Below are 21477 nucleotides of genomic sequence, written 5' to 3'. Positions count from 1 at the left end.
ATCGCCGATGGTAGTGTGGAGCTTCTCCATGTGAGAGTAGGTCATCGTCAAGATTAAATTCCGAAACCCCTATCTGCTTAAGCAGGTAGGGGTTTTGTCTTTCATGGGTCGAAATAAATGCGCCCATGCCCCGGGAACGACCTCCATGCTATGTTCCCTTCACTTTCACGACTGCTCAGGGACGTCCCATGTCGCATGCCAGCCCCCTTCTCCCAGGATTCATGGTCGTCCACGGCAACCGTCTGGACGAACTGCGCAGCCTGGTGGTGAGCTGGATGCGGCGATATCCACTGGCGCCGCTGGAAAACGAAATCGTCCTGGTGCAGAGCAACGGCATTGCCCAATGGCTGAAGCTGGCCCTCGCCGAAGACCCCGAAGAAGACGACATGGGCGGCAGCGGCATCGCCGCAGCGATCGAGGTCCAACTGCCCGGCAGCTTCATGTGGCAGCTGTACCGCAAGGTGCTGGGGCGTGAGGAAATCCCGGAAACCTCCCTGCTCGACAAGGCCCCCCTGACCTGGCGCCTGATGCGCCTGCTGCCCGAATTGATCCACCAGCCGCACTTCGAACCCTTGCAACGCTTCCTCCTCGATGACAGTGACCTGCGCAAGCGCTACCAACTGGCCGAGCGCCTGGCTGACCTGTTCGACCAATACCAGGTCTACCGCGCCGACTGGCTGAAAGAGTGGGCCATGGGGCGCCATGTACTGATCAAAGCCCGTAACGAATCCCGTCCGTTGTCGCCTGCCAACTGCTGGCAGGCGGAGCTATGGCGCGCATTGCTACTGGACGTTGGTGAAGCCGGGATGGCGCAGAGCCGTGCGGGTGTTCACCAGCGTTTCATCGAGCGCATCAATGGCCTGGAACAGGCACCTCCCGGCCTCCCATCGAGGGTCATTGTCTTCGGTATTTCCTCGTTGCCGGCCCAGGCACTGGAAGCCCTCGCCGGCCTGGCGCGATTCAGCCAGGTGCTGCTCTGCGTGCACAACCCATGTCGCCATCACTGGGCCGATATCGTTGCCGACAAGGACCTCCTGCGTCACCAATACAAGCGCCAGCAACGCAAGAACGGCATGACCACCCCGATCGACGCCGAAAGCCTGCACCAGCACGCCCATCCGCTGTTGGCCGCCTGGGGCAAGCAGGGCCGTGACTACATCAACCTGCTCGACAGCTACGACGACCCCGCCAGTTATCGCACCGCGTTCAGCGATGGCCGCATCGACCTGTTCAGCGAGGACCAGCCCCAACACCTGCTCGGCCAGCTCCAGGACGATATCCTCGAATTGCGTCCACTCGGCGAAACCCGCGAACTGTGGCCGGAGGTCGACCCGAAGAAAGACCCTTCCGTGCGCTTCCACATAGCCCACAGTGCCCAGCGCGAAGTGGAAATCCTCCACGACCAGTTGCTCGCCCGTTTCAGCACCGATCCCGGACTACGTCCCCGCGATGTGATCGTCATGGTGCCGGATATCAATGCCTACGCTCCGCATATCCGTGCAGTGTTTGGCCAGCTCGACCGTGGCGACACTCGTTTCATTCCCTTCACCCTGACTGACCAGGGGCAGCGCGGCCGCGATCCATTGCTGATCGCACTGGAGCATCTGCTCAAGCTTCCCGATAGCCGTTTCCCCGTCAGCGAGATCCTCGACCTGCTCGACGTACCGGCCCTGCGTGCCCGCTTCGCCATCAAGGAAAGCGACCTGCCGACCCTGCACCGCTGGCTCGAAGGTGCCGGCGTGCGTTGGGGGCTGAATGCCGAGCAACGCGCGACCCTCGGCCTGCCGGACGACCTGGAACAGAACAGCTGGCGTTTCGGCCTGCGGCGCATGCTTCTTGGCTATGCGGTCGGTACTGGCGACAGCTGCGAAGGCATCGTCCCTTACGACGAAATCGGCGGCCTCGATGCCGCCTTGATTGGTCCGCTGGTTTCGCTGCTCGATGCCCTCGAAGTGGCCCATGCCGAACTGTCCCTGCCTGCTCCTACAGTGCGTTGGGGGGAGCGTCTTAACGCGCTGTTGCAAGTGTTCTTCCTCGCCGAAAACGAGCACGACGATTATCTGCTGGTGCAATTGCAGACCCTCTGTGACGACTGGCTGCAGACCTGCGAGTCGGTCGGTCTGCAAGACCTCCTGCCCTTGACGGTGGTTCGCGAGGCCTGGCTCGCGGGGCTCGATCAAGGCCGCCTGTCCCAGCGTTTCCTCGCTGGTTCGGTGAACTTCTGCACCCTGATGCCGATGCGCGCGATCCCGTTCAAGGTGGTCTGCCTGCTGGGCATGAACGATGGCGACTATCCTCGGGCGCAGCCGCCCCTGGACTTCGACCTGATGGGCAGTGACTACCGACCCGGTGACCGCTCGCGCCGCGAAGACGACCGTTACCTGTTGCTGGAGGCGGTACTGTCCGCCCGCGCCCAGCTCTACGTCAGTTGGGTCGGCCGCAGTATCCGTGATAACAGCGAGCGCCCGGCCTCCGTGTTGATCGGCCAGTTGCGCGACCACCTCGCTGCCGGCTGGCGACTCAAGGGCGCTTCCACGGACAGCAAGCACGATGCTGGCGAACAACTGCTGGAACGGCTCACCACCGAGCACCCGCTGCAACCCTTCAGCGCTCGCTACTTCCACCGTGGCAGCGACCTGTTCAGCTATGCCCGCGAGTGGCGCAGCCTGCACCTGCCGGACGAGGCAACCGAAAACACGGAGGAGCGCCTGGACCGCTATCAGGCCGACGAGCCGCTGACCCTGGCGCTACTCCAGGACTTTCTCCGGCACCCGGTACGGCATTTCTTCACCCAGCGTCTGAAAGTATTCTTCGAATCCGTGCAAGCCCCGCTGGCTGACGACGAACCCTTCGTGCTCGACGCCCGTCAGCGCTACAACCTGAGCGAAAGCTTGCTCGGTGCGGCCCTGGTAGATACCGAGCAGAGCGATGCTGCGTTGCGCATCCAGGCCCGTCGCCTGCAAGGCAGCGGCCTGTTGCCACTGGCCGGCTTTGGCGATTGCCTGCGGGACGAGCTGATCGAACCGCTGCCGGACCTCCTCCAGCGTCACCGCCAATTGCTGCAACAGTGGCCGACCCGTATAGATAGCGCCCTGCCCATCCGTTTCGAAACCGGCGAGCTCAGGCTCGAAGGCTGGCTCGGTCGTGTCCAGCAACGCGCTGACCAGGAACTGCTGAGCATCACCACCTTGCCCAACAACATCAGCAGCGGCCGTTCGCTGAAATGGCATCGCCTCACCGCCACCTGGGTGATGCACCTGGCGGCCTGCGCCGTTGGCCATCGTCTGCACAGTGCCGTGGTCGCCACCGACGTCACCCTGATGCTGGCTCCCCTCGACCAGGACAACGCTACGGAGCTGCTCAGCCATTTGCTGGTCTCGCGCCAGGCCGGCATGAACGCGCCGCTGCCAGTGGCGATCAAGACCGCCTTTGCCTGGCTGGCCGGCAAGGACCCGGACAAGGCCCTCGCCGATGCGGCCAAGGCCTATGACGGCGACGGCCAGCGCGAAGGCGAGCGCAGCGAGAGCGTGGCCCTGGCGCGGCAATTCAGCGATTTCGCCGAGCTCACTGCCAGCGAAGAATTCGAGGGCTGGTGCGAAGCCCTTTACAAGCCCATGTTCGAAGCCCAATGGCAGACCTTGGCCAACGAGGAGGCACGTCCATGAGCGAAGCCATCAAGCAAATGCCCCTGGCGTTGAGCTTCCCGCTGCACGGCAGCCAGTTGATCGAGGCGAGCGCCGGTACCGGCAAGACCTTCACCATCTCCGCGTTGTACCTGCGCCTGGTGCTTGGCCATGGCGGCGAACAGGGCTTCGGTCGCGAACTTCTTCCGCCGCAGATCCTCGTGGTGACCTTTACCGACGCGGCCACCAAGGAGCTGCGCGAACGGATCCGTACCCGTCTCGCCGAGGCCGCTCGCTTCTTCCGCGGTGATCTGGCCGAGGCCGACCCGCTGCTGACGCAGTTGCGTGACGACTATCCGACGGACACCTGGCTGGCCTGCGCCAACCGCCTCGAAGTGGCTGCGCAGTGGATGGACGAGGCCGCCGTCTCGACCATCCACAGCTGGTGTCAGAGGATGTTGCGCGAGCATGCCTTCGACAGCGGCAGCCTGTTCACCCAGACCCTGGAGACCGATCACAGCGAACTGCTCGGCCAGGTCATGCGCGACTACTGGCGACGCTTCTGCTACGGCATGCAAGGCGAGGCGCTGGCCTGGGTGCGGGAAAACTGGGGCAGCCCGGATGCCCTGTTGCCACGGGTGCGCGCGCTGTTCGGCCGGCATGCCGGCGAGGCACAGACGCTGGAGCCGTCGGAGGTCATCGCCGAGGTCCTGCGTCAACGCGCTGATCAACTCCGCAACCTGAAAGCGCCCTGGGTGCAGTGGTCGCAAGAGCTGCTGCAACTGTGCCGCGACGCGGTGGCCGCCAAGCAGGTCAATGGCAGCAAGATGCAGGAGCGCTATTTCAAGCCTTGGTGCGACAAGCTCTGCGCCTGGGCCGAGGATGAGCAGGCGCAGGGGCTGGACATTGGTACCGGCTTCACTCGCTTTACTCCCGAGGGCATGGCCGAGGCCTGGAAAGGCGAGCCGCCGAGCCACCCGGCGCTGGATGCCATGGTCGGCCTGCGCGAACAATTGCAGGCGCTGCCCACTCCGGATGCGCAACTGCTCGAACATGCCGCCACCTGGGTGTCGCAGCGCTTCGAACAGGAGAAGCGTCGCCGCGCGGAAATGGGCTTCGACGACATGCTCCAGCGCCTCGATCATGCCCTGGGCGGTGCCGCTGGCGAACGTCTGGCCGGACTGATCCGCGAACAGTTTCCGGTCGCCCTGATCGACGAATTCCAGGATACCGACCCGGTGCAGTACCGCATCTTCGAATGCATCTACCGCATCGAGGAGAATGCCCGCGACACCGGCCTGTTCCTGATCGGCGACCCCAAGCAGGCAATCTATGCCTTCCGCGGTGCCGACATCTTCACCTACCTCGGTGCGCGGCGAGCCACCACCGGCCGTTTGCACAGCCTGGACACCAACTTCCGTTCGACCCAGCCGATGGTGACGGCGGTCAATCACGTCTTCCTCCAGGCCGAGCAGCGCGAGAAAGGGCGGGGAGCCTTCCTGTTCCGTGATTCGCGGGGTGAAAACCCGGTGCCTTTCGTCGCGGTGAAAGCCCGTGGCCACAAGGAACAGCTGCAGGTCAACGGCCAGCCCGTGTCGGCCTTGAACCTCTGGCTCCAGGCCAGCGATGCGCCACTGTCCAACGCGCTGTACCGCCAGCAGATGGCCGTCGGGTGCGCGACCCGGATTGTTCAACTGCTCAATGGCGGTGAACAGGGCACTGCCGGCTTCCTCCAGGCGGATGGCACCCTGCGTGGCTGCATGCCGTCGGATATCGCCATCCTCGTGCGTGACGGACGGGAGGCGCAGTTGGTCCGTGCCGAACTGGCGGCTCGGGGAGTGCGCAGCGTCTACCTGTCGGACAAGGACTCGGTCTTCGCCGCCCAGGAAGCCCGCGACCTGCTGGCCTGGCTCAAGGCCTGCGCCGAGCCTGACAGCGAGCGCCTGCTCAAGGCCGCCTTGGCCAGCAGCACGCTAGGCCAGCCGTTGCGCGCCCTGGCGCAGCTCAACGAAGACGAGATGCGCTGGGAGAACCGCGTCATGCAGTTCCGCCAGTACCGGCTGATCTGGCGCCTCCAGGGTGTCCTGCCGATGTTGCGGCGCCTGCTGCACGACTTCGACCTGCCCAACGTGTTGATGGGCCGCAGTGATGGCGAGCGCGTACTGACCAACCTGCTGCATCTGGCGGAACTGCTGCAGCAGGCTGCCACCGAGCTGGACGGTGAACAGGCTCTGATCCGCCATCTCGGCGAGCACCTTGCGGCTTCCGGACAGGCCGGCGAAGAGCAGATCCTGCGCCTGGAAAGCGACGAACAACTGGTCAAGGTGGTGACCATCCACAAGTCCAAGGGCCTGGAATACGAACTCGTGTTCCTGCCCTTCATCTGCACCGTCAAGCCGGTCGATGGCAAGCGCCTGCCACTGGGCTGGCATGATGAGTCCGGCAAGGCACACCTGACCTTGAGCCCCACCGAGCAGCAGATCGCCATGGCCGACGACGAGCGTCTGGCCGAGGACCTGCGCCTGTTCTACGTAGCCCTGACTCGCGCCAGGCATGCCTGCTGGCTGGGTGTCGCCGACCTCAAGCGCGGCACCGGCAAGGAGTCGCTGCTGCACCGCAGCGCGCTGGGCTATCTGCTCGGTGGTGGCGAGCCGCTGGCGGACTCCACGGGGTTGTCCGGCTGGATCGACGAACTGAAAAATGGTTGCACGTCCATCAGTAGCGAACCGCCTCCCGAGGCAGATGACCAGGTCTATGTGCCACCGCGCCAGCGCGCCGAGTTGCTCGCCGTGCGTGAACCGAAACGGCGCGCTGCGGAAAACTGGTGGATCGCTTCCTACAGTGCCTTGCGCATCGGCGAGGCAGCCCTGGAGCTGGACGCCGACGTGGCCCAGGCCCAGCAACTGCTGGACGACGAGCGCCCTGATCCCAACGCCCTGCGTGAAGTGGCTGCGACTGCTGGCGATATCCACCGTTTCCCTCGTGGCCCGAACCCCGGCACCTTCCTTCATGGCCTTTTGGAGTGGGCCGGGCAGCAGGGTTTCGAACGGGTTGCCGCGGCACCGCAGTTGCTGCATGACACCGTCGCCCAGCGCTGCAATCGTCGCGACTGGAAGGGCTGGATCAACACCCTGAGCCACTGGTTGCAGCACTTGCTGCAAGCACCGCTGCCACTGGGCAACGGCGCCTCGGTTGCGCTCGGAGCACTGAGCCAGTACCAGATCGAGATGGAGTTCTGGTTCGCCAGCCATCGGGTCGACGTGCTGCGCCTGGACCGCCTGGTGGCCGAGTACACCCACCAGGGCGCCTCGCGTCCGGCGGCGCAGGCGGCGTTGCTCAACGGCATGTTCAAGGGCTTCATCGACCTCGCCTTCGAGCACGATGGGCGTTACTACGTGGCGGACTACAAGTCCAACTGGCTCGGTCCCGATGACCTGGCCTACGGCGACGTGGCCATGGAAGCGGCGATCCTCGAACACCGCTACGACCTGCAATACGTGCTCTACCTGCTGGCCCTGCATCGCCAACTGCGCGCGCGGCTGCCCGACTACGACTACGACCGGCATGTCGGCGGCGCGCTGTACATCTTCCTGCGCGGTGCCCATGCGCCAACCCGGGGCTTGTACTTCGTCAAGCCGCCGCGGGCCTTGATCGAACAACTCGACGCGCTGTTCCGTGGCGTACCGGCAGTCGTGCAACAGGACCTGTTTGGAGACGCACCATGATCCGCACTTTCGACGACCTGCTGCCGACCCCGCTGGATGCCGAACACCTCGCCGCCCTGGATCCGCTGAACGACAGCAACGACCTGCTGGCCCTGCTCGATCGCTGGGTCGAGCGCGGCTGGCTGCGGGCACTGGACCGCGCCTTTACCGGTTTCCTGCGTGAGCGCGAGCCCGATGGCGATTCCCTGGTACTGCTGGCCGCCGCGCTGGCCAGTCACCAACTGGGACATGGACATGTCTGCCTCGACCTGCAGAAGACCCTTGCCGAGCCGGATTTCGCGCTGTCCTTGCCGCCTGAGGGCGATGCTATGGCCGGGCCCTTGCTGCTGCCCTCGCAACTGCTGGAGCGCCTGACCGCAGACACCTGGCTGCAACACCTGCGCGCCAGCACACTGGTTGCCGCCGCTGACGATCCACAGGCCCTGGCGCGTCCTCTGGTTCTCAGCGAAGGCCGGCTGTACCTGCGTCGCTACTGGACCTACGAACGACAGGTCGACAGCGCCCTGCGCCAGCGCCTGCAGCAGGCCGAGCCTACCCCCGTCGACCTGCGTGCGCGCCTCGACAACCTGTTCCGCGAAGGCGCCGAAGCCGGGCAGATCGACTGGCAGAAACTCGCCTGTGCCCTGGCTACCCGTGGCGCGTTCAGCATCATCACTGGCGGCCCTGGCACGGGCAAGACCACCACGGTCGTGCGCCTGCTGGCGTTGCTGCAGGCGCCTGCGGTGGAGGCGGGGCGACCGCTGCGCATTCGTCTTGCGGCGCCCACCGGCAAGGCAGCGGCGCGCCTGACCGAGTCCATCGGCCAGCAGGTCGAGAAGCTGACGGTCAGCGCAGCCGTGCGCGAGCAGATCCCCAGCGACGTCTCCACGGTGCACCGTCTGCTGGGTAGCCGGCCCAACTCGCGGCACTTCCGCCATAACGCCGGCAACCCGCTGCCGCTGGATGTGCTGGTGGTGGACGAGGCGTCGATGATCGACCTGGAAATGATGGCCAACCTGCTTGCCGCCATGCCGCAAAGCGCTCGCCTGATCCTCCTGGGCGACAAGGACCAGCTGGCTTCGGTGGAGGCGGGGGCTGTGCTCGGCGACCTGTGCAGGGATGCGGAGGAAGGACGCTACAGTCCGGAAACCCAGGCCTGGCTGGAACAGGCCAGCGGCGAGTCGCTGGCTGCGAGCGGACTGGAACCGGGTGACAGCGAACGCCATCCGCTCGCCCAGCAGGTGGTGATGCTGCGCCGCTCGCGACGTTTTGGCGAGGGCAGCGGGATCGGCCAGCTGGCGCGCCTGGTCAACCGCCAGGCCTCTGCGCAGGCGCGGGCCTTGCTGCGCGAAGGTGACTACAACGATGTGTTCGGACTGAGCCTGCGCGGCGAGCAGGACCGCGCCCTGGACCGCCTGGTACTGGATGGTCATGGTCTGGGACCAGAGGGGCCACTGGGCTATCGCGATTACCTGCATGCCATCCGCCAGGGCCGTCCGCCCGTTGGGCGCAGCACCGACGATCCGTGCTGGAGCGAATGGGCGATGACCGTGCTGCAAGCCTTCGAGCGTTTCCAGTTGCTCTGTGCCGTGCGCAAGGGGCCATGGGGTGTCGAAGGGCTGAACCAGCGGGTCGGCCGGGTGCTGACCCAGGCCGGGCTGATCGAAGGCGACCAACCGTGGTACGAAGGGCGACCGGTATTGGTGACCCGCAACGACTACGGCCTGAACCTGATGAACGGCGATATCGGCATTGCCCTGCGCATTCCGGATGGCCAGTCCGAACTGGCGCCTCTGCGGGTTGCCTTCCCCCGCAACGATGGGCGAGGCGGTGTGCGCTTCGTCCTGCCGAGCCGCTTGAGCGAGGTGGAAACGGTGTACGCCATGACCGTGCACAAATCCCAGGGCTCGGAGTTCGCCCACACCGCGCTGGTGCTGCCGGATGCGTTGAACCCGGTGCTGACCAAGGAGCTGATCTACACCGGGATCACCCGGGCCAAGGACTGGTTCAGCCTGGTCGAGCCGCGGGCCGGGGTGTTGGAAGAGGCGGTGGAGCGCAAGGTGAAGCGGATCTCGGGGTTGATGCTGGAGCGTGTTTAAAGCCAGGGAAACTCTGAAAAGGACTTCCAGATTTGGCAGAATGCGTAATTTCGATCCCGGCTAGTTCAGACCATCCCTAGGCGCAAATATGGGCGGGAACCGCCTTTGCGCCTAGGCATTCATTCCAGTGAGTATTTCTTCTCAGCCATGAATGTCGCCTCCCTCCAAAGGGGGCCTTTTGTGATCTGTAGGCCGGACTGTTCGATCAAGCTAGCTTTTTGCATGGCATCAAGTACCTCGAACAGACCGAGGTTGTGCTTCACATGGGGCCAGTTTGCCATGCTGTAAAATCGATCAAGTCGAGGAAGAGATATACCGTCAGTACTCCTTGTCAGAAGAAGTATCACTTCCACGGGGGGCTCATGGCGGATAATTCTCTCCAGCACATGCATTTGGTTTTCCTCTGGCTGGTTTTTTGAGTCATTGGTCGTATTCTGCATTTTTTGCCTCGGTAGTATAGAAGAGATCACTGGAATCTTTTAACTTGTAATCTTCGAGTGTGGCAGTGTGGGTGTTGTTCCAGATGGCCCCGTCATCTTGCGGCAAGAAGCCGTCTGGTACGTTAAGTGATCTGTAGCGTTCAAGCTCCCTTATTTCATGAGTGTAGAATTTTTTGTCAATGGCTTCAGGTGTTAGTTCTCCATTTAGTATTTTTTCCAATCGACTGATCATCACGTTGTTGGCCGCCGATTTTCCGAAACGCCGGGTGTGCAATTTAACGAGGTCAATCCCCTGCTGGGTTATCGAGGCTTGTCGCCAGTCTAGTTCCAGGGTGGGACCTCCGGCTTTTTCCGGGTCATACCACCGACCGCTGTGAACGCCTTGAGTCGTAGCGCCGTAGGGTCGATTGAACACAACATAGATCGGGGGTAGGCCGGTTTCCGCTGGAAAGCAGTAGATACAGTCCCTAAAGTCCAGTGGGTCGGTGGTCGGCAGTGTTTCCGCTGTGATTTCAATAGGTGACAAGGTTACGCCTGAGTAGATGGGGCGTTCTATCGGGGTAACGGGAAGCTCAGTAGAGCTATCGCCGGGGAATGATGAGGGGAAAACAAATGCGATCGGTGGAGAATGATGGGATAGAGAGAAAAAGCTATTCGTTTCTGCATTGTAGGTGAGGGCCCGAACAGCAACCTCTGATGGCACAAGACCATTGGCCGGTGTCGAAACGATCGAGTAGTTCTTGTTGCCCTCGAAGATTCGACGGCGAAGTTCAACGGCACCTTGCTGTGCTGCTTTTTCCTCGAGATCCCATGCGGTGGTATCCAGTTCGCTTAGCGGTATTGCCAGCGCTGTAGCCGGATAGCGTTCGCCGTTTCCTAGAGACGGTGAATATAGCAATGTGCCTATTCCGACAGCAGCTACTCTGCTTAGGGCGGCCTCGGCAAGCGGCTGTAGATACCGAATACCGCTATAAAGGGCAGTTTCAAAACTGATGCCAGCGGCGCCACCCGCAACGATGACTCCGGCACTGGCGCTGAGTTGGGCCCTGGACGATGCAGGTATTTTTATTGTTCCGCTGTGCTTAATAGTAGCAGTTGTATTTTCGACTATCTGGGCGGAAAAAATTTCTGAGTTCGACTCAATATATTTTTCATCGATAAAAAGTAATGATTTTTTCAGGATGAGACTTATTTGAGACGTGGTAAGGGCTAGTAGATAGTTTTCGTATACCTGCCGCCCTCTTCCGATACCGTATCCTCCTACCTCTTCATCAGATTGGATATCTGATGCGAACAAGGCGACCTGCATCTCGTCATCCAGTGTAATCGCATCAACGTTGAAGTAGTGGTCTATGTGGCTCCACGACGGATTTCTGAGGATTTTATGCTTTAGTATGATTGTTGTTGCTTTTGCTTTAAGGGCCTTGTCAAGTGCGCCTGTCGAGTCGATGGTTGTCTGCGAGTACTCGTTCGAAAAGAAGTGGGTGAAATCTGGATTGTAGTGTTTGAAGAAATCCTTGATTTGCTTTTGTGCATCGTAGGCAAGTTTTTCTGCGATGGCGTAAGAATAATATCCATTTGGTTTTAGTGCGGTTTTTATTATATCGATCGGCGTGGAGATCGGAATCTCGCCGTTCCATGCAAGCAGTTCTTCGAAGTTTTTAGGGAAAGGACTGGTGTTTGCAAATCGCAGGTGTAGTATTTCTTGTTCGTTTGGCCAAAAGATGCTCATGGAGTGCTCCAGGTTGAAATTCGGCTGCGCTCGGGCTTCGAAGAGTTATCCGGGATTAATTGAATTTCAAACTTGAAGTGGTTACTTTTGGTTTCGGCTGGTTTTCGCTAGAAAGTTAAAGATTTTTCTGACTTCAAAGTCTCTTGAATCCCGTTCGGATTCAGTCGTTTTTGAAACTTGTAGTTGTAGATTCCCCCATCAGCAACGCCATGTTCCGCTCCGTCACATCCCGAATGTAATCCCACAACAAGGTAATCCGCTTCAACTTGCGCAGATCCTCCCGGCAGTACATCCAGAACTGCCGGGTAATCTCCACCTCTTCCGGCAACACCGCCACCAGCCGCGGATCCTGCGCCGCCAGGAAGCACGGCAGGATCGCCAATCCCCTTCCTTGCTGCGCTGCCACGAACTGCGCGATCACGCTGGTACTGCGCAGATGCGCACTGGCATTGGGCAGCAGGTTGTTCAGGTACAGCAGCTCCGAACTGAACGCGAGGTCATCCACGTAGCTGATGAATGGATGCTCGCCCAGATCGCTGACCTGTCGGATCGGCGCATGGTGATCCAGATACTCCTGGGTCGCATACAGCCGCAGCCGGTAGTCGCACAGCTTGCAGCACACGTAAGGCCCATGCTCCGGCCGCTCCAGGGCGATGACGATATCCGCCTCGCGCTTGGACAGGCTGATGAAGTGCGGCAGCGGCAGGATATCCACCGAGATCGCCGGATAGGTATCGACGAAATGGCTCAATTGCGGGGTGATGAAGAAGCTGCCGAACCCTTCGGTACAGCCCATGCGCACATGCCCGGACAAGGCCACCCCGGAGCCGGACACCTGCTCGCACGCGATATGCAGCGTGCTTTCGATCGACTCCGCATAGCTCAGCAGGCGCTGGCCCTCGGCGGTCAGGACGAAGCCGCTGGTCCGCGACTTTTCGAACAGCAAGGTGCCCAGCGCCTGCTCCAGCGAGCTGATCCGCCGCGACACCGTGGTGTAGTCGACACCCAGGCGCTTGGCCGCGCTGCTGGCCTTGCGGGTCCGCGCCACCTCAAGAAAGAACTTCAAGTCGTCCCAGTTCAACGACCCCAGGGAAGTGATGTTTTTTTGCATGTTGGACCGGTTTTTATGTGCGTTCTTGTTAGAAGTTTGCACATCTATACTCGAAAACAGCCCAGGCCCCAAGTCCTGACAGGGCGGCCATTCTCTCGCTAACAACAATGTCCAGGAGAAGCCTCATGAACGCACCCCACACCCCCGGTCAGACCAAGGTCGACCAGGTCCGCCTGCTGATCGACGGTCAGTGGGTCGAGTCGAAAACCAGCGAATGGCGCGACATCGTCAACCCGGCCACCCAGGAAGTACTGGCGCGGGTACCCTTTGCCACCGCCGAAGAAGTGGACGCTGCCGTGGCTGCCGCCCAGCGCGCCTTCAAGACCTGGAAAGACACGCCGATCGGCGCGCGCATGCGCATCATGCTGCGTCTGCAGGCGCTGATCCGCGAACATTCCAAGCGCATCGCCGTGACCCTCAGCGCCGAGCAGGGCAAGACCATCGCCGACGCCGAGGGCGACATCTTCCGCGGCCTGGAAGTGGTGGAGCATGCCTGTAGCATCGGCACCCTGCAGATGGGCGAGTTCGCCGAGAACGTCGCTGGCGGTGTCGACACCTACACCCTGCGCCAGCCGATCGGCGTCTGTGCCGGCATCACCCCGTTCAACTTCCCGGCGATGATCCCGTTGTGGATGTTCCCGATGGCCATCGTCTGCGGCAATACCTTCGTGCTCAAGCCGTCCGAGCAGGACCCACTGTCGACCATGATGCTGGTGGAGCTGGCCATCGAGGCCGGTGTTCCGGCGGGCGTGCTGAACGTGGTGCACGGTGGCAAGCAGGTGGTGGATGCGATCTGCACCCATGCCGATATCAAGGCGATTTCCTTCGTCGGCTCGACCGAAGTGGGTACCCACGTCTACAACCTCGCCGGCCAGCACGGCAAGCGCGTGCAGTCGATGATGGGCGCGAAGAACCACGCCGTGGTCCTGCCTGACGCCAACCGCGAGCAGACCCTCAACGCCCTTGCGGGCGCTGCGTTTGGCGCCGCCGGCCAGCGCTGCATGGCCACCTCGGTGGCGGTGCTGGTGGGCAAGGCCCGCGAGTGGCTGCCGGAGCTGAAAGCCCTCGCGTCGAAACTGAAGGTGAACGCTGGCAACGAGCCGGGCACCGACGTCGGCCCGGTGATTTCCAAGCGTGCCAAGGAGCGCGTGCTGGGCCTGATCGAAAGCGGTATCCGCGAAGGCGCCAAGCTGGAGCTGGATGGCCGCGACGTGAAGGTGCCGGGCTACGAGAACGGCAACTTCGTCGGCCCGACCCTGTTCTCCGGGGTGACCACCGACATGCAGATCTACACCCAGGAAATCTTCGGCCCGGTGCTGGTGGTGCTGGAGGTCGACACCCTCGACGAAGCCATCGCCCTGGTCAACCGCAATCCCTTCGGCAACGGCACCGGCCTGTTCACCCAGAGTGGTGCGGCGGCACGCAAGTTCCAGGCGGAGATCGACGTCGGCCAGGTCGGCATCAACATCCCGATCCCGGTACCGGTGCCATTCTTCAGCTTCACCGGTTCCCGCGGTTCCAAGCTTGGCGACCTCGGTCCCTACGGCAAGCAGGTGGTGCAGTTCTACACTCAGACCAAGACCGTCACCGCCCGCTGGTTCGACGACGACAGCGTCAACGACGGTGTGAACACCACCATCAGCCTGCGCTAAGGAGTTGATCATGCGTATCGCATTCGTGGGGCTGGGCAACATGGGCGCGCCGATGGCGCGCAACCTGATCAAGGCCGGCCACAGCCTCAACCTGTTCGACCTCAACACCACCATCCTCGCCGAGCTTGCCGAGCTCGGTGGCCATATCAGCGACTCGCCGCGGGATGCGGCGAGCAACGCCGAACTTGTGATCACCATGCTTCCTGCGGCGGCTCATGTCCGCAGCGTGTACCTCGGCGAAAACGGTGTGCTGACCGGCGTGCGCGCCGGTACGCCGGTGGTGGACTGCAGCACCATCGACCCGCAGACCGCCCGCGACGTCAGCGCGGCGGCGAAGAAGCAGGGCGTCGACATGGGCGATGCGCCGGTGTCGGGAGGCACTGGTGGCGCGGCAGCGGGCACCCTGACCTTCATGGTCGGCGGCAGCGATGCACTGTTCGCCACCCTGCAACCGGTACTGGCGCAGATGGGCCGCAATATCGTGCACTGCGGTGACGTCGGCACCGGGCAGATCGCCAAGATCTGCAACAACCTGCTGCTGGGGATTTCCATGGTCGGTGTGTCCGAGGCCATGGCCTTGGGCAATGCACTGGGGATCGACACCAAGGTGCTGGCGGGGATCATCAACAGTTCGACCGGGCGCTGCTGGAGTTCCGACACCTACAACCCGTGGCCGGGCATCATCGAGACGGCGCCGGCGTCGCGGGGCTATACCGGTGGCTTTGGTGCGGAACTGATGCTCAAGGACCTGGGTCTGGCGACCGAGGCGGCGAAGCAGGCGCACCAGCCGGTGATACTCGGGGCGGTGGCGCAGCAGCTGTATCAGGCGATGAGCTTGCGGGGGGATGGCGGGAAGGACTTCTCGGCGATTGTGGAGAGTTACCGCAAGCCGGAGTGATTGGAATGCTGTCTTTGTGGGAGCGGGTTCACCCGCGATGACGTCGATAGGTTCACTACCGCAATCGCGGGTGAACCCGCTCCCACACGTTCGAGTGAATCAAGCAAAAACGAAATACTTGCGCACCGTCTCCACCACTTCCCAGGTGCCCTTCATCCCCGGCTCGACGATGAAGATATCCCCCGCCCGCAGGTGAATCGGCTCCTGGCCATCAGGGGTGATCACGCAATAGCCTTCCTGGAAGTGGCAGTACTCCCATTTCTCGTAGTTCACCCGCCATTTGCCTGGGGTGCAGATCCAGGTGCCCATGATCTTGCTGCCGTCTTCGCTGGTGTAGGCGTTGAGGTTGACGGTGTGCGGGTCGCCCGCCAGTTTTTCCCATTTGCAGGCGTCGAGTACCGGCAGCGGGTGGGTATCGCGAAGGACGACGATTGGCTTGCTCATGTGGGCTCCGTCAGACAGATAAAAGAGTCCGCAGCCTAGCGAGGCGGTCCGTCGGGCAATTGCCTGTGTTCGACGTCCAGTTGTCTAAACGCGCGGCGCCAATGCCTCCAGCAAGGCCAGGGCCTGCTCCGGCAACGCCGCGAAACCCCGCGCGCACAGCAGCAATCGGCGTTGCGCCCAGGCGTCCGGCAAGGCCACGCTGCGCAGTGGCAACAGTCCCTGCCAGCGCCGCACAGCGGCCAGCGGCACGATGCCCAGCCCGGCACCATGGGCGACCATGCGAATCACCCCGTCGAAGCCTTCGGCGCGCACCCTGACCTGCATGCGCCGGCCGAGGTGCAGTGCCTGTTCTTCAAGATGAAGGGCGAGGGCGCTGCTGGCGCCCAGACCGACGTAGCCGTGTTCGAGGGAGCGGGGAAAGCCGGGGTTATCCACAAGGGCGAGTGGATGCTCCGGGGCCATGATCAGCACCAGCGGATCATCGCGGAACGGTCGGGTCTGCAGGTCGCCGGTCGCCACGGCGGTGGAAACGATGCCAAGGTCGGCGATGCCCTGGCCGAGGGCCTGGACGATGCGCAGGCTGGGCAACTCCTGGATATCCACATCGATCCGTGGCCGTTCGCGCAGGAAGTTGGCGAGCAGTTCCGGCAGGTACTCGGTCAGTGCGGCGGTATTGCACAGCAGACGGACCTGGCCATGCAGGCCGCTGGCGTACTGGGCCAGGTCGAGTTGCAGGCGCGCCACCTGCTGGCCGATCTGCCGCGCATGGGTGACCAGCGCCTGGCCCGCCGGGGTCGGCTGCACCCCACGGCGATTGCGCTCCAGCAAGGCGATACCCAGCGAGCTCTCCATCGCCCGGATCCGCGCGCTGGCGGCTGGCAGTGACAGATGGCTGCGTCGGGCGCCGGCGGTGATATTGCCGCATTCCACGGTGTGGAGGAAAAGGCGCAGGTCGATCAGGTCGAAGTGCATGGCGGGCTATCTGGGCTAGTGCAGTGTTCCAGCCTATCACTGGGCAATAGGCAGAGTGCTGAAATTACAGATTTTCGGCATGCGTTGCCCGAGGCAGCATAGCGCCATGACGACCTTCCTGAGCTTCTACCATTCTCTCGGCCCGGCCCTGACACTGCTGGTTCTCTTCACTTTCCTCCTGGCCGGCGCGGTCAAGGGCGTGATCGGCCTCGGCCTGCCCACCATCGCCATGGGCCTGCTGGGTCTGGCTATGTCTCCAGCACAGGCTGCGGTACTGCTGATCGTGCCCTCGACCCTGACCAACGTCTGGCAACTGGCGAGCGGGGGGCATCTGCGAGGGCTGTTGCGGCGGTTGTGGCCGATGCTGGCGATGATCTTCTTCGGCACCCTGGCCGGCAGCGTCTGGTGGGGGATCAGCAGCGGCGCATGGGCGGCTCACGCACTGGGCGCGGCGTTGCTGTTGTATGCGCTGGTGGGCTTGTGGCTACCGCCATTCAGCTTGAAGCCGCGACAGGAGAAATGGCTGGGCCCCCTGTGCGGTGGCTTGACCGGTCTGATCACCGCGGCGACCGGTGTCTTCGTGATTCCCGCCGTGCCCTACCTGGGCGCGCTGGACCTGGACCGCGACGAGCGGGTCCAGGCCCTGGGCCTGTCGTTCACGGTGTCAACGGTGGCCCTGGCCATCGGCCTGGCCGGGCAGGATGCGCTGGGTGGCGAGGCCTTGGCGGGGTCGTTGCTGGTGCTGGCGCCGGCGCTGCTCGGCATGCTGTTCGGCCAGTGGCTACGCCAGCGCATCAGCGCGCAGTTGTTCAAGCGCTGCTTCTTCATCGGCCTGGCGCTGCTCGGCGCGCACCTGATGATCAACGGCTAGCCGAAGACTCGCTGAGCATATCGATCAACTGGATATCGAAGTCGCGTTCCAGGTAGTCCATGCGCTTCTCGGCAAACGCCTGCATGTGCGGCAGGGCCGAGTGGACGTCGAGCGCGGCCTTGCTGGCCCAGATCTCGTAGAAGATGAACAGGCTCGGGTCTGTCTTGTCGCGCAGCATGTGGTACTCGATGCAGCCCGGTTCGGCGCGACTCGGTTCGACGTAGGCACGGAACAGGCGCTCGAAGTCCTCGGCTTTTTCCGGACGGGTCTTGGCTTTGAGGATGAAGCCGTAGCGTTCGCTCATGGTGGCGTCTCGTTGGGGGGAGGGATCGAATCATATTTCAATAATCAATCGTCGATTCGTGCATTTTGATCAAAAGCTTTTTGCCCGCGCGTGGGTTTTTCCGCTGTCCCCGGCTCACTAATCTGCCGCCATCCCATTACCCCGGTCCCCCGGTGATACGCCGCCCAGGACCGCATGCACACGAGGCAGATGATGAAAAAGGTCCTGTTGCTCAACGGCGGCAAGCGCTTCGCCCATTCCGATGGCCGCCTGAACGAAACCCTGCACGACACCGCGCTGGCGTTCCTCGACCGCGCCGGTTTCGATGTGAAGACCACCTACATCGACGGTGGCTACGACAACCAGCAAGAAGTCGAGAAGATCCTCTGGGCCGACGTGGTGATCTACCAGATGCCCGGCTGGTGGATGGGTGCCCCGTGGACCGTCAAGCAGTACCTCGACGAGATCTTCACCGCTGGCCACGGCAGCCTCTACGCCAGTGACGGCCGTACCCGCGCCGACGGTTCGAAGAAGTACGGCAACGGCGGCCTGATCCAGGGCAAGCAGTACATGCTGTCGTTGACCTGGAACGCGCCACAGGAAGCGTTCGACGAGCCCGGTCAGTTCTTCGAGGGCAAGGGCGTCGACGCGGTGTACTTCCCGTTCCACAAGGCCAACCAGTTCCTTGGCATGAGCGGCCTGCCGACTTTCCTCGCCACCGACGTGATGAAGCGTCCCGACGTGCCGGCCGCAGTGGCCGCCTACGAGGCGCACCTGGCGAAGGTTTTCGGCGTCGAGGCTTGATGCGCCCTTGCGTCGGGCCTGACGAGGGGCTATCTATCTGCGCGTCAGATGTCGTGAGGTAGTCCCGTGAAAGCCAGGTCCGATGAATTGCAGGTGTTCGTCTCGGTGATCGAGTGCGGCTCGATTTCCGCCGCTGCCGAGCAGGGCGGGCAGACGCCCTCGGCCATCAGCCGCACGCTGTCGCGCCTGGAAAGCAAGCTGGGCACCACGCTGATCAACCGCACCACCCGACGCATGGACCTGACCGAGGAAGGGCGGTTCTTCTTCGAGCGGGCCAAGTCGATCCTGGAGCAGATGGACGACCTCGAGGATCATCTGTCCCGGCACCAGCAGATACCCTCGGGTCGCCTGCGCATCAACGCCGCGTTGCCGTTCATGCAGCACGCCATCGTGCCTTGGGTCGGCGAGTTCCGTGCCCTGTATCCGCAGATCGAGCTGGAACTGAATGCTTGCGACCTGATCATCGATCTGCTGGAGCAGAGCACCGATGTGGCGATCCGCATCGGTGAACTGGCCGACTCCACCCTGCATGCCCGTTCGCTGGGCTGCAGCCCGCTGAACCTGCTGGCGAGCCCGGCCTACCTGGAGCGGCACGGCACGCCGAGGCGGGTCGAAGACCTAGCGGGCCATTCCCTGCTCGGCTTCAGCCAGACCGATACCCTCAACAACTGGCCGCTGCGCCATGTCGACGGCGACCGTCTGCTGATCCGGCCGGCCATCACCTCTTCCAGCGGCGAGACCGTGCGCGCCCTGGCGCTGGCTGGCGAGGGCATTGCCTGCCTGTCGCATTTCATGACCCATGAAGACATCCGCAGCGGCCAGCTCAAGGTGGTCCTGGATGACTTCAACAGCGGCTATCGCCAGCCGATCAACGCGGTGTACTACCGCAACTCGCAACTGGCCCTGCGCATCCAGTGCTTTCTCGACTTCATGCAACGCAAGCTGGCGATGTACGCCTGCTAAAAAGGAAATGTCCCACGTCGTTTGATAACTCTTCCCTCATGGGCCTTAATGAGTGTTCAACGAAAACAACAACCAGGGACGTATCTATGCGCGTTGTAATGCTTCGCACCTTGGGCTTCTCCGCAGCGATCCTCGCCAGCTCAACCACTTACGCTGTCACGCTGGAAGGCGGTGCGGTCGCCGCACCCGATCAATATGGCGCACAGGTGGCCGCCGACATCCTCAAGAAGGGCGGCAACGCGGTGGATGCCGCGGTGGCCACGGCCTTCACCCTCGCCGTGACCTACCCCGAAGCCGGCAATATCGGTGGTGGCGGATTCATGACCCTGTACATGGACGGCAAGGCCTATTTCCTCGACTACCGCGAAGTGGCGCCGAAGGCGGCCACGCGCAACATGTACCTGGACGAGAAGGGCGAGGTCATCGAGAACCTCAGCCTGGTCGGCGCCCGGGCCGCTGGTGTGCCGGGTACGGTGATGGGCCTGTGGGAAGCGCACAGGAAGTTCGGCAAGCTGCCCTGGTCCGAGCTGATCACCCCGGCAGTGGGTTACGCGAAGAACGGCTTCAAGGTGGCCGCCAAGCAGTACCAGTACCGCGAGGACGCCCTCGGCCTGTTCAAGGACAGAACCAACTTCAACGACTACTTCGGCAAGATGAAGGTCGGCGAGACCTTCACCCAGCCGGAACTGGCGCAGACGCTGGAACGCATCGCCGACAAGGGCGTCAGCGAGTTCTACCAGGGCAAGACCGCCGACCTGCTGGTGGCGCAGATGCAGGCCAGCAACGGTTTGATCAGCAAGGACGACCTCAAGGACTACAAGGCGGTGTGGCGCGAGCCGCTGCGTATCGACTGGCGTGGCAACGTGGTGTACACCGCGCCGCTGCCCAGCTCTGGCGGCATCGCCCTGGCCCAGCTGCTGGGGATCAAGGAACTGCGTGCGGCGGACTTCAAGGGCGTCGAGCTGAACTCGACACGCTATATCCACCTGCTGGCTGAGGTGGAGAAGCGCGTGTTCGCCGATCGCGCCGATTACCTCGGCGACCCGGCATTCGCCAAGGTGCCGGTGAACGAGTTGATCGCGCCGGAGTACCTGGCGCGCAGGGCCAAGGAGGTCAACCCGACCGCGATCTCCGAGACCGAGAAGGTCCGTCCGGGGCTGGAACCGCATCAGACCACGCATTTCTCCATCGTCGACAAGCAGGGCAATGCGGTGAGCAATACCTACACCCTGAACTGGGACTACGGCAGCGGCATGGTGGTCAAGGGCGCGGGCTTCCTGCTCAACGACGAGATGGATGACTTCAGTTCCAAGCCGGGGGTGGCCAATGCCTTTGGCGTGGTCGGCGGCGATGCCAATGCCATCGAGCCGGGCAAGCGCATGCTGTCGTCGATGAGCCCGAGCCTGGTGACCCGTGATGGCAATGTCACGCTGGTGCTGGGCACGCCGGGCGGGTCGCGGATCTTCACCTCGGTCTTCCAGGTGCTGAACAACCTGTATGACTACAACCTGTCGTTGGAAAAGGCCGTCGCGGCGCAGCGCGTGCATCACCAGTTGCTGCCCAAGGACACCATCTATTTCGATGCCTATGCGCCGTTGACCGGCGAGGTGGCCAAGGAGCTGAAGCAGATGGGATATACCCTGGAAGATCAGGGTTGGGAGATGGGCGACATCCAGGCGATCCGGGTGACCGGGACAAAGCTTGAGACGGCTTCGGATCCGCGCGGGAGAGGGGTAGGGCAGGTGGTCAAGTAGGGTGATCGGACGCGGACCCTGTGGGAGCGGGGGGGTCCCCCCTGGGGGTTGTTGTTTTAAAAGAGGCAAAGCCGGGGGTGGCCCCCCCCCCCGGGCAGGGCCGGGGTGGGATTTTGGGGGGCCCGAA

At 62.7% G+C, this 21477-nt stretch carries 15 protein-coding genes; 9 read left to right on the top strand and 6 right to left on the bottom strand.

What is annotated here, in order from left to right; all coding sequences use genetic code 11:
• The first annotated feature begins 188 nt into the window (after positions 1–188).
• Genes recC through recD form a run of 3 tightly spaced genes read left to right on the top strand, consistent with a single transcriptional unit; the run spans position 189 to position 9426 of the window.
• Positions 189–3665, top strand: a complete 3477-nt coding sequence (recC, locus tag V0R59_RS30375) for an exodeoxyribonuclease V subunit gamma (protein ID WP_330078216.1) — start codon at positions 189–191, stop codon at positions 3663–3665.
• A complete protein-coding gene (recB, locus tag V0R59_RS30370) occupies positions 3662–7348 on the top strand; it encodes an exodeoxyribonuclease V subunit beta (protein ID WP_330078215.1) in 3687 nt (1228 codons plus the stop codon). The genes recC and recB overlap by 4 nt, the downstream gene beginning before the upstream one ends.
• Positions 7345–9426, top strand: a complete 2082-nt coding sequence (gene recD / locus V0R59_RS30365) for an exodeoxyribonuclease V subunit alpha (RefSeq protein ID WP_330078214.1) — start codon at positions 7345–7347, stop codon at positions 9424–9426. Before recB ends, recD begins: the two co-directional genes overlap by 4 nt.
• A gap of 119 nt (positions 9427–9545) precedes the next feature.
• On the opposite strand, the gene V0R59_RS30360 is transcribed toward recD, so the two are convergent.
• From V0R59_RS30360 to V0R59_RS30350, 3 genes are all read right to left on the bottom strand, one after another.
• Positions 9546–9866: a hypothetical protein gene (locus V0R59_RS30360; protein WP_330078213.1), complete on the bottom strand. Its 321-nt coding sequence runs from the start codon at positions 9864–9866 to the stop codon at positions 9546–9548.
• Positions 9847–11598, bottom strand: coding sequence for an S-type pyocin domain-containing protein (locus tag V0R59_RS30355; protein ID WP_330078212.1), 1752 nt, complete (start codon positions 11596–11598; stop codon positions 9847–9849). The genes V0R59_RS30360 and V0R59_RS30355 overlap by 20 nt, the downstream gene beginning before the upstream one ends.
• Positions 11599–11758: 160 nt before the next feature.
• Positions 11759–12709, bottom strand: a complete 951-nt coding sequence (locus V0R59_RS30350) for a LysR family transcriptional regulator (RefSeq protein ID WP_330078211.1) — start codon at positions 12707–12709, stop codon at positions 11759–11761.
• A 125-nt stretch (positions 12710–12834) separates the two neighbouring features.
• Here V0R59_RS30350 and V0R59_RS30345 point away from each other — a divergent pair, with 125 nt between their 5' ends.
• On the top strand, positions 12835–14361 hold the full coding sequence (locus tag V0R59_RS30345; protein ID WP_330078210.1) for a CoA-acylating methylmalonate-semialdehyde dehydrogenase: 1527 nt from the start codon (positions 12835–12837) through the stop codon (positions 14359–14361).
• 10 nt (positions 14362–14371) lie between these two features.
• Positions 14372–15259, top strand: a complete 888-nt coding sequence (gene mmsB, locus V0R59_RS30340; protein WP_330078209.1) for a 3-hydroxyisobutyrate dehydrogenase — start codon at positions 14372–14374, stop codon at positions 15257–15259.
• A 99-nt stretch (positions 15260–15358) separates the two neighbouring features.
• Here mmsB and V0R59_RS30335 read toward each other — a convergent pair whose 3' ends face one another.
• Positions 15359–15703 (bottom strand): cupin domain-containing protein, encoded by a 345-nt coding sequence (locus V0R59_RS30335; RefSeq protein ID WP_042124881.1) that lies wholly within the window; start codon positions 15701–15703, stop codon positions 15359–15361.
• 84 nt (positions 15704–15787) lie between these two features.
• Positions 15788–16675: a LysR family transcriptional regulator gene (locus tag V0R59_RS30330; RefSeq protein WP_330078208.1), complete on the bottom strand. Its 888-nt coding sequence runs from the start codon at positions 16673–16675 to the stop codon at positions 15788–15790.
• 106 nt (positions 16676–16781) lie between these two features.
• Here V0R59_RS30330 and V0R59_RS30325 point away from each other — a divergent pair, with 106 nt between their 5' ends.
• Positions 16782–17546, top strand: a complete 765-nt coding sequence (locus tag V0R59_RS30325; RefSeq protein WP_330078207.1) for a sulfite exporter TauE/SafE family protein — start codon at positions 16782–16784, stop codon at positions 17544–17546.
• Here V0R59_RS30325 and V0R59_RS30320 read toward each other — a convergent pair.
• Positions 17536–17850 carry a putative quinol monooxygenase gene (locus V0R59_RS30320; protein ID WP_330078206.1) on the bottom strand — a complete coding sequence of 105 codons (315 nt, stop codon included), beginning with the start codon at positions 17848–17850 and terminating at the stop codon, positions 17536–17538. The genes V0R59_RS30325 and V0R59_RS30320 overlap by 11 nt on opposite strands.
• Before the next feature lie 192 nt (positions 17851–18042).
• Between V0R59_RS30320 and V0R59_RS30315 the strand changes: the two genes are divergently transcribed.
• From V0R59_RS30315 to ggt, 3 genes are all read left to right on the top strand, one after another.
• On the top strand, positions 18043–18633 hold the full coding sequence (locus V0R59_RS30315; protein WP_330078205.1) for an NAD(P)H-dependent oxidoreductase: 591 nt from the start codon (positions 18043–18045) through the stop codon (positions 18631–18633).
• Between the two features lie 66 nt (positions 18634–18699).
• Complete coding sequence (locus tag V0R59_RS30310) at positions 18700–19596, top strand: LysR family transcriptional regulator (RefSeq protein WP_330078204.1); 897 nt, start codon at positions 18700–18702, stop codon at positions 19594–19596.
• A gap of 86 nt (positions 19597–19682) precedes the next feature.
• Positions 19683–21350: a gamma-glutamyltransferase gene (gene ggt, locus V0R59_RS30305; RefSeq protein ID WP_330078203.1), complete on the top strand. Its 1668-nt coding sequence runs from the start codon at positions 19683–19685 to the stop codon at positions 21348–21350.
• Positions 21351–21477 lie beyond the last annotated feature (127 nt).

It is taken from the genome of Pseudomonas ulcerans (genome assembly GCF_036324125.1).
Lineage (GTDB): Bacteria > Pseudomonadota > Gammaproteobacteria > Pseudomonadales > Pseudomonadaceae > Aquipseudomonas > Aquipseudomonas ulcerans.
This window is presented reverse-complemented; position numbering and strand designations above follow the sequence as displayed.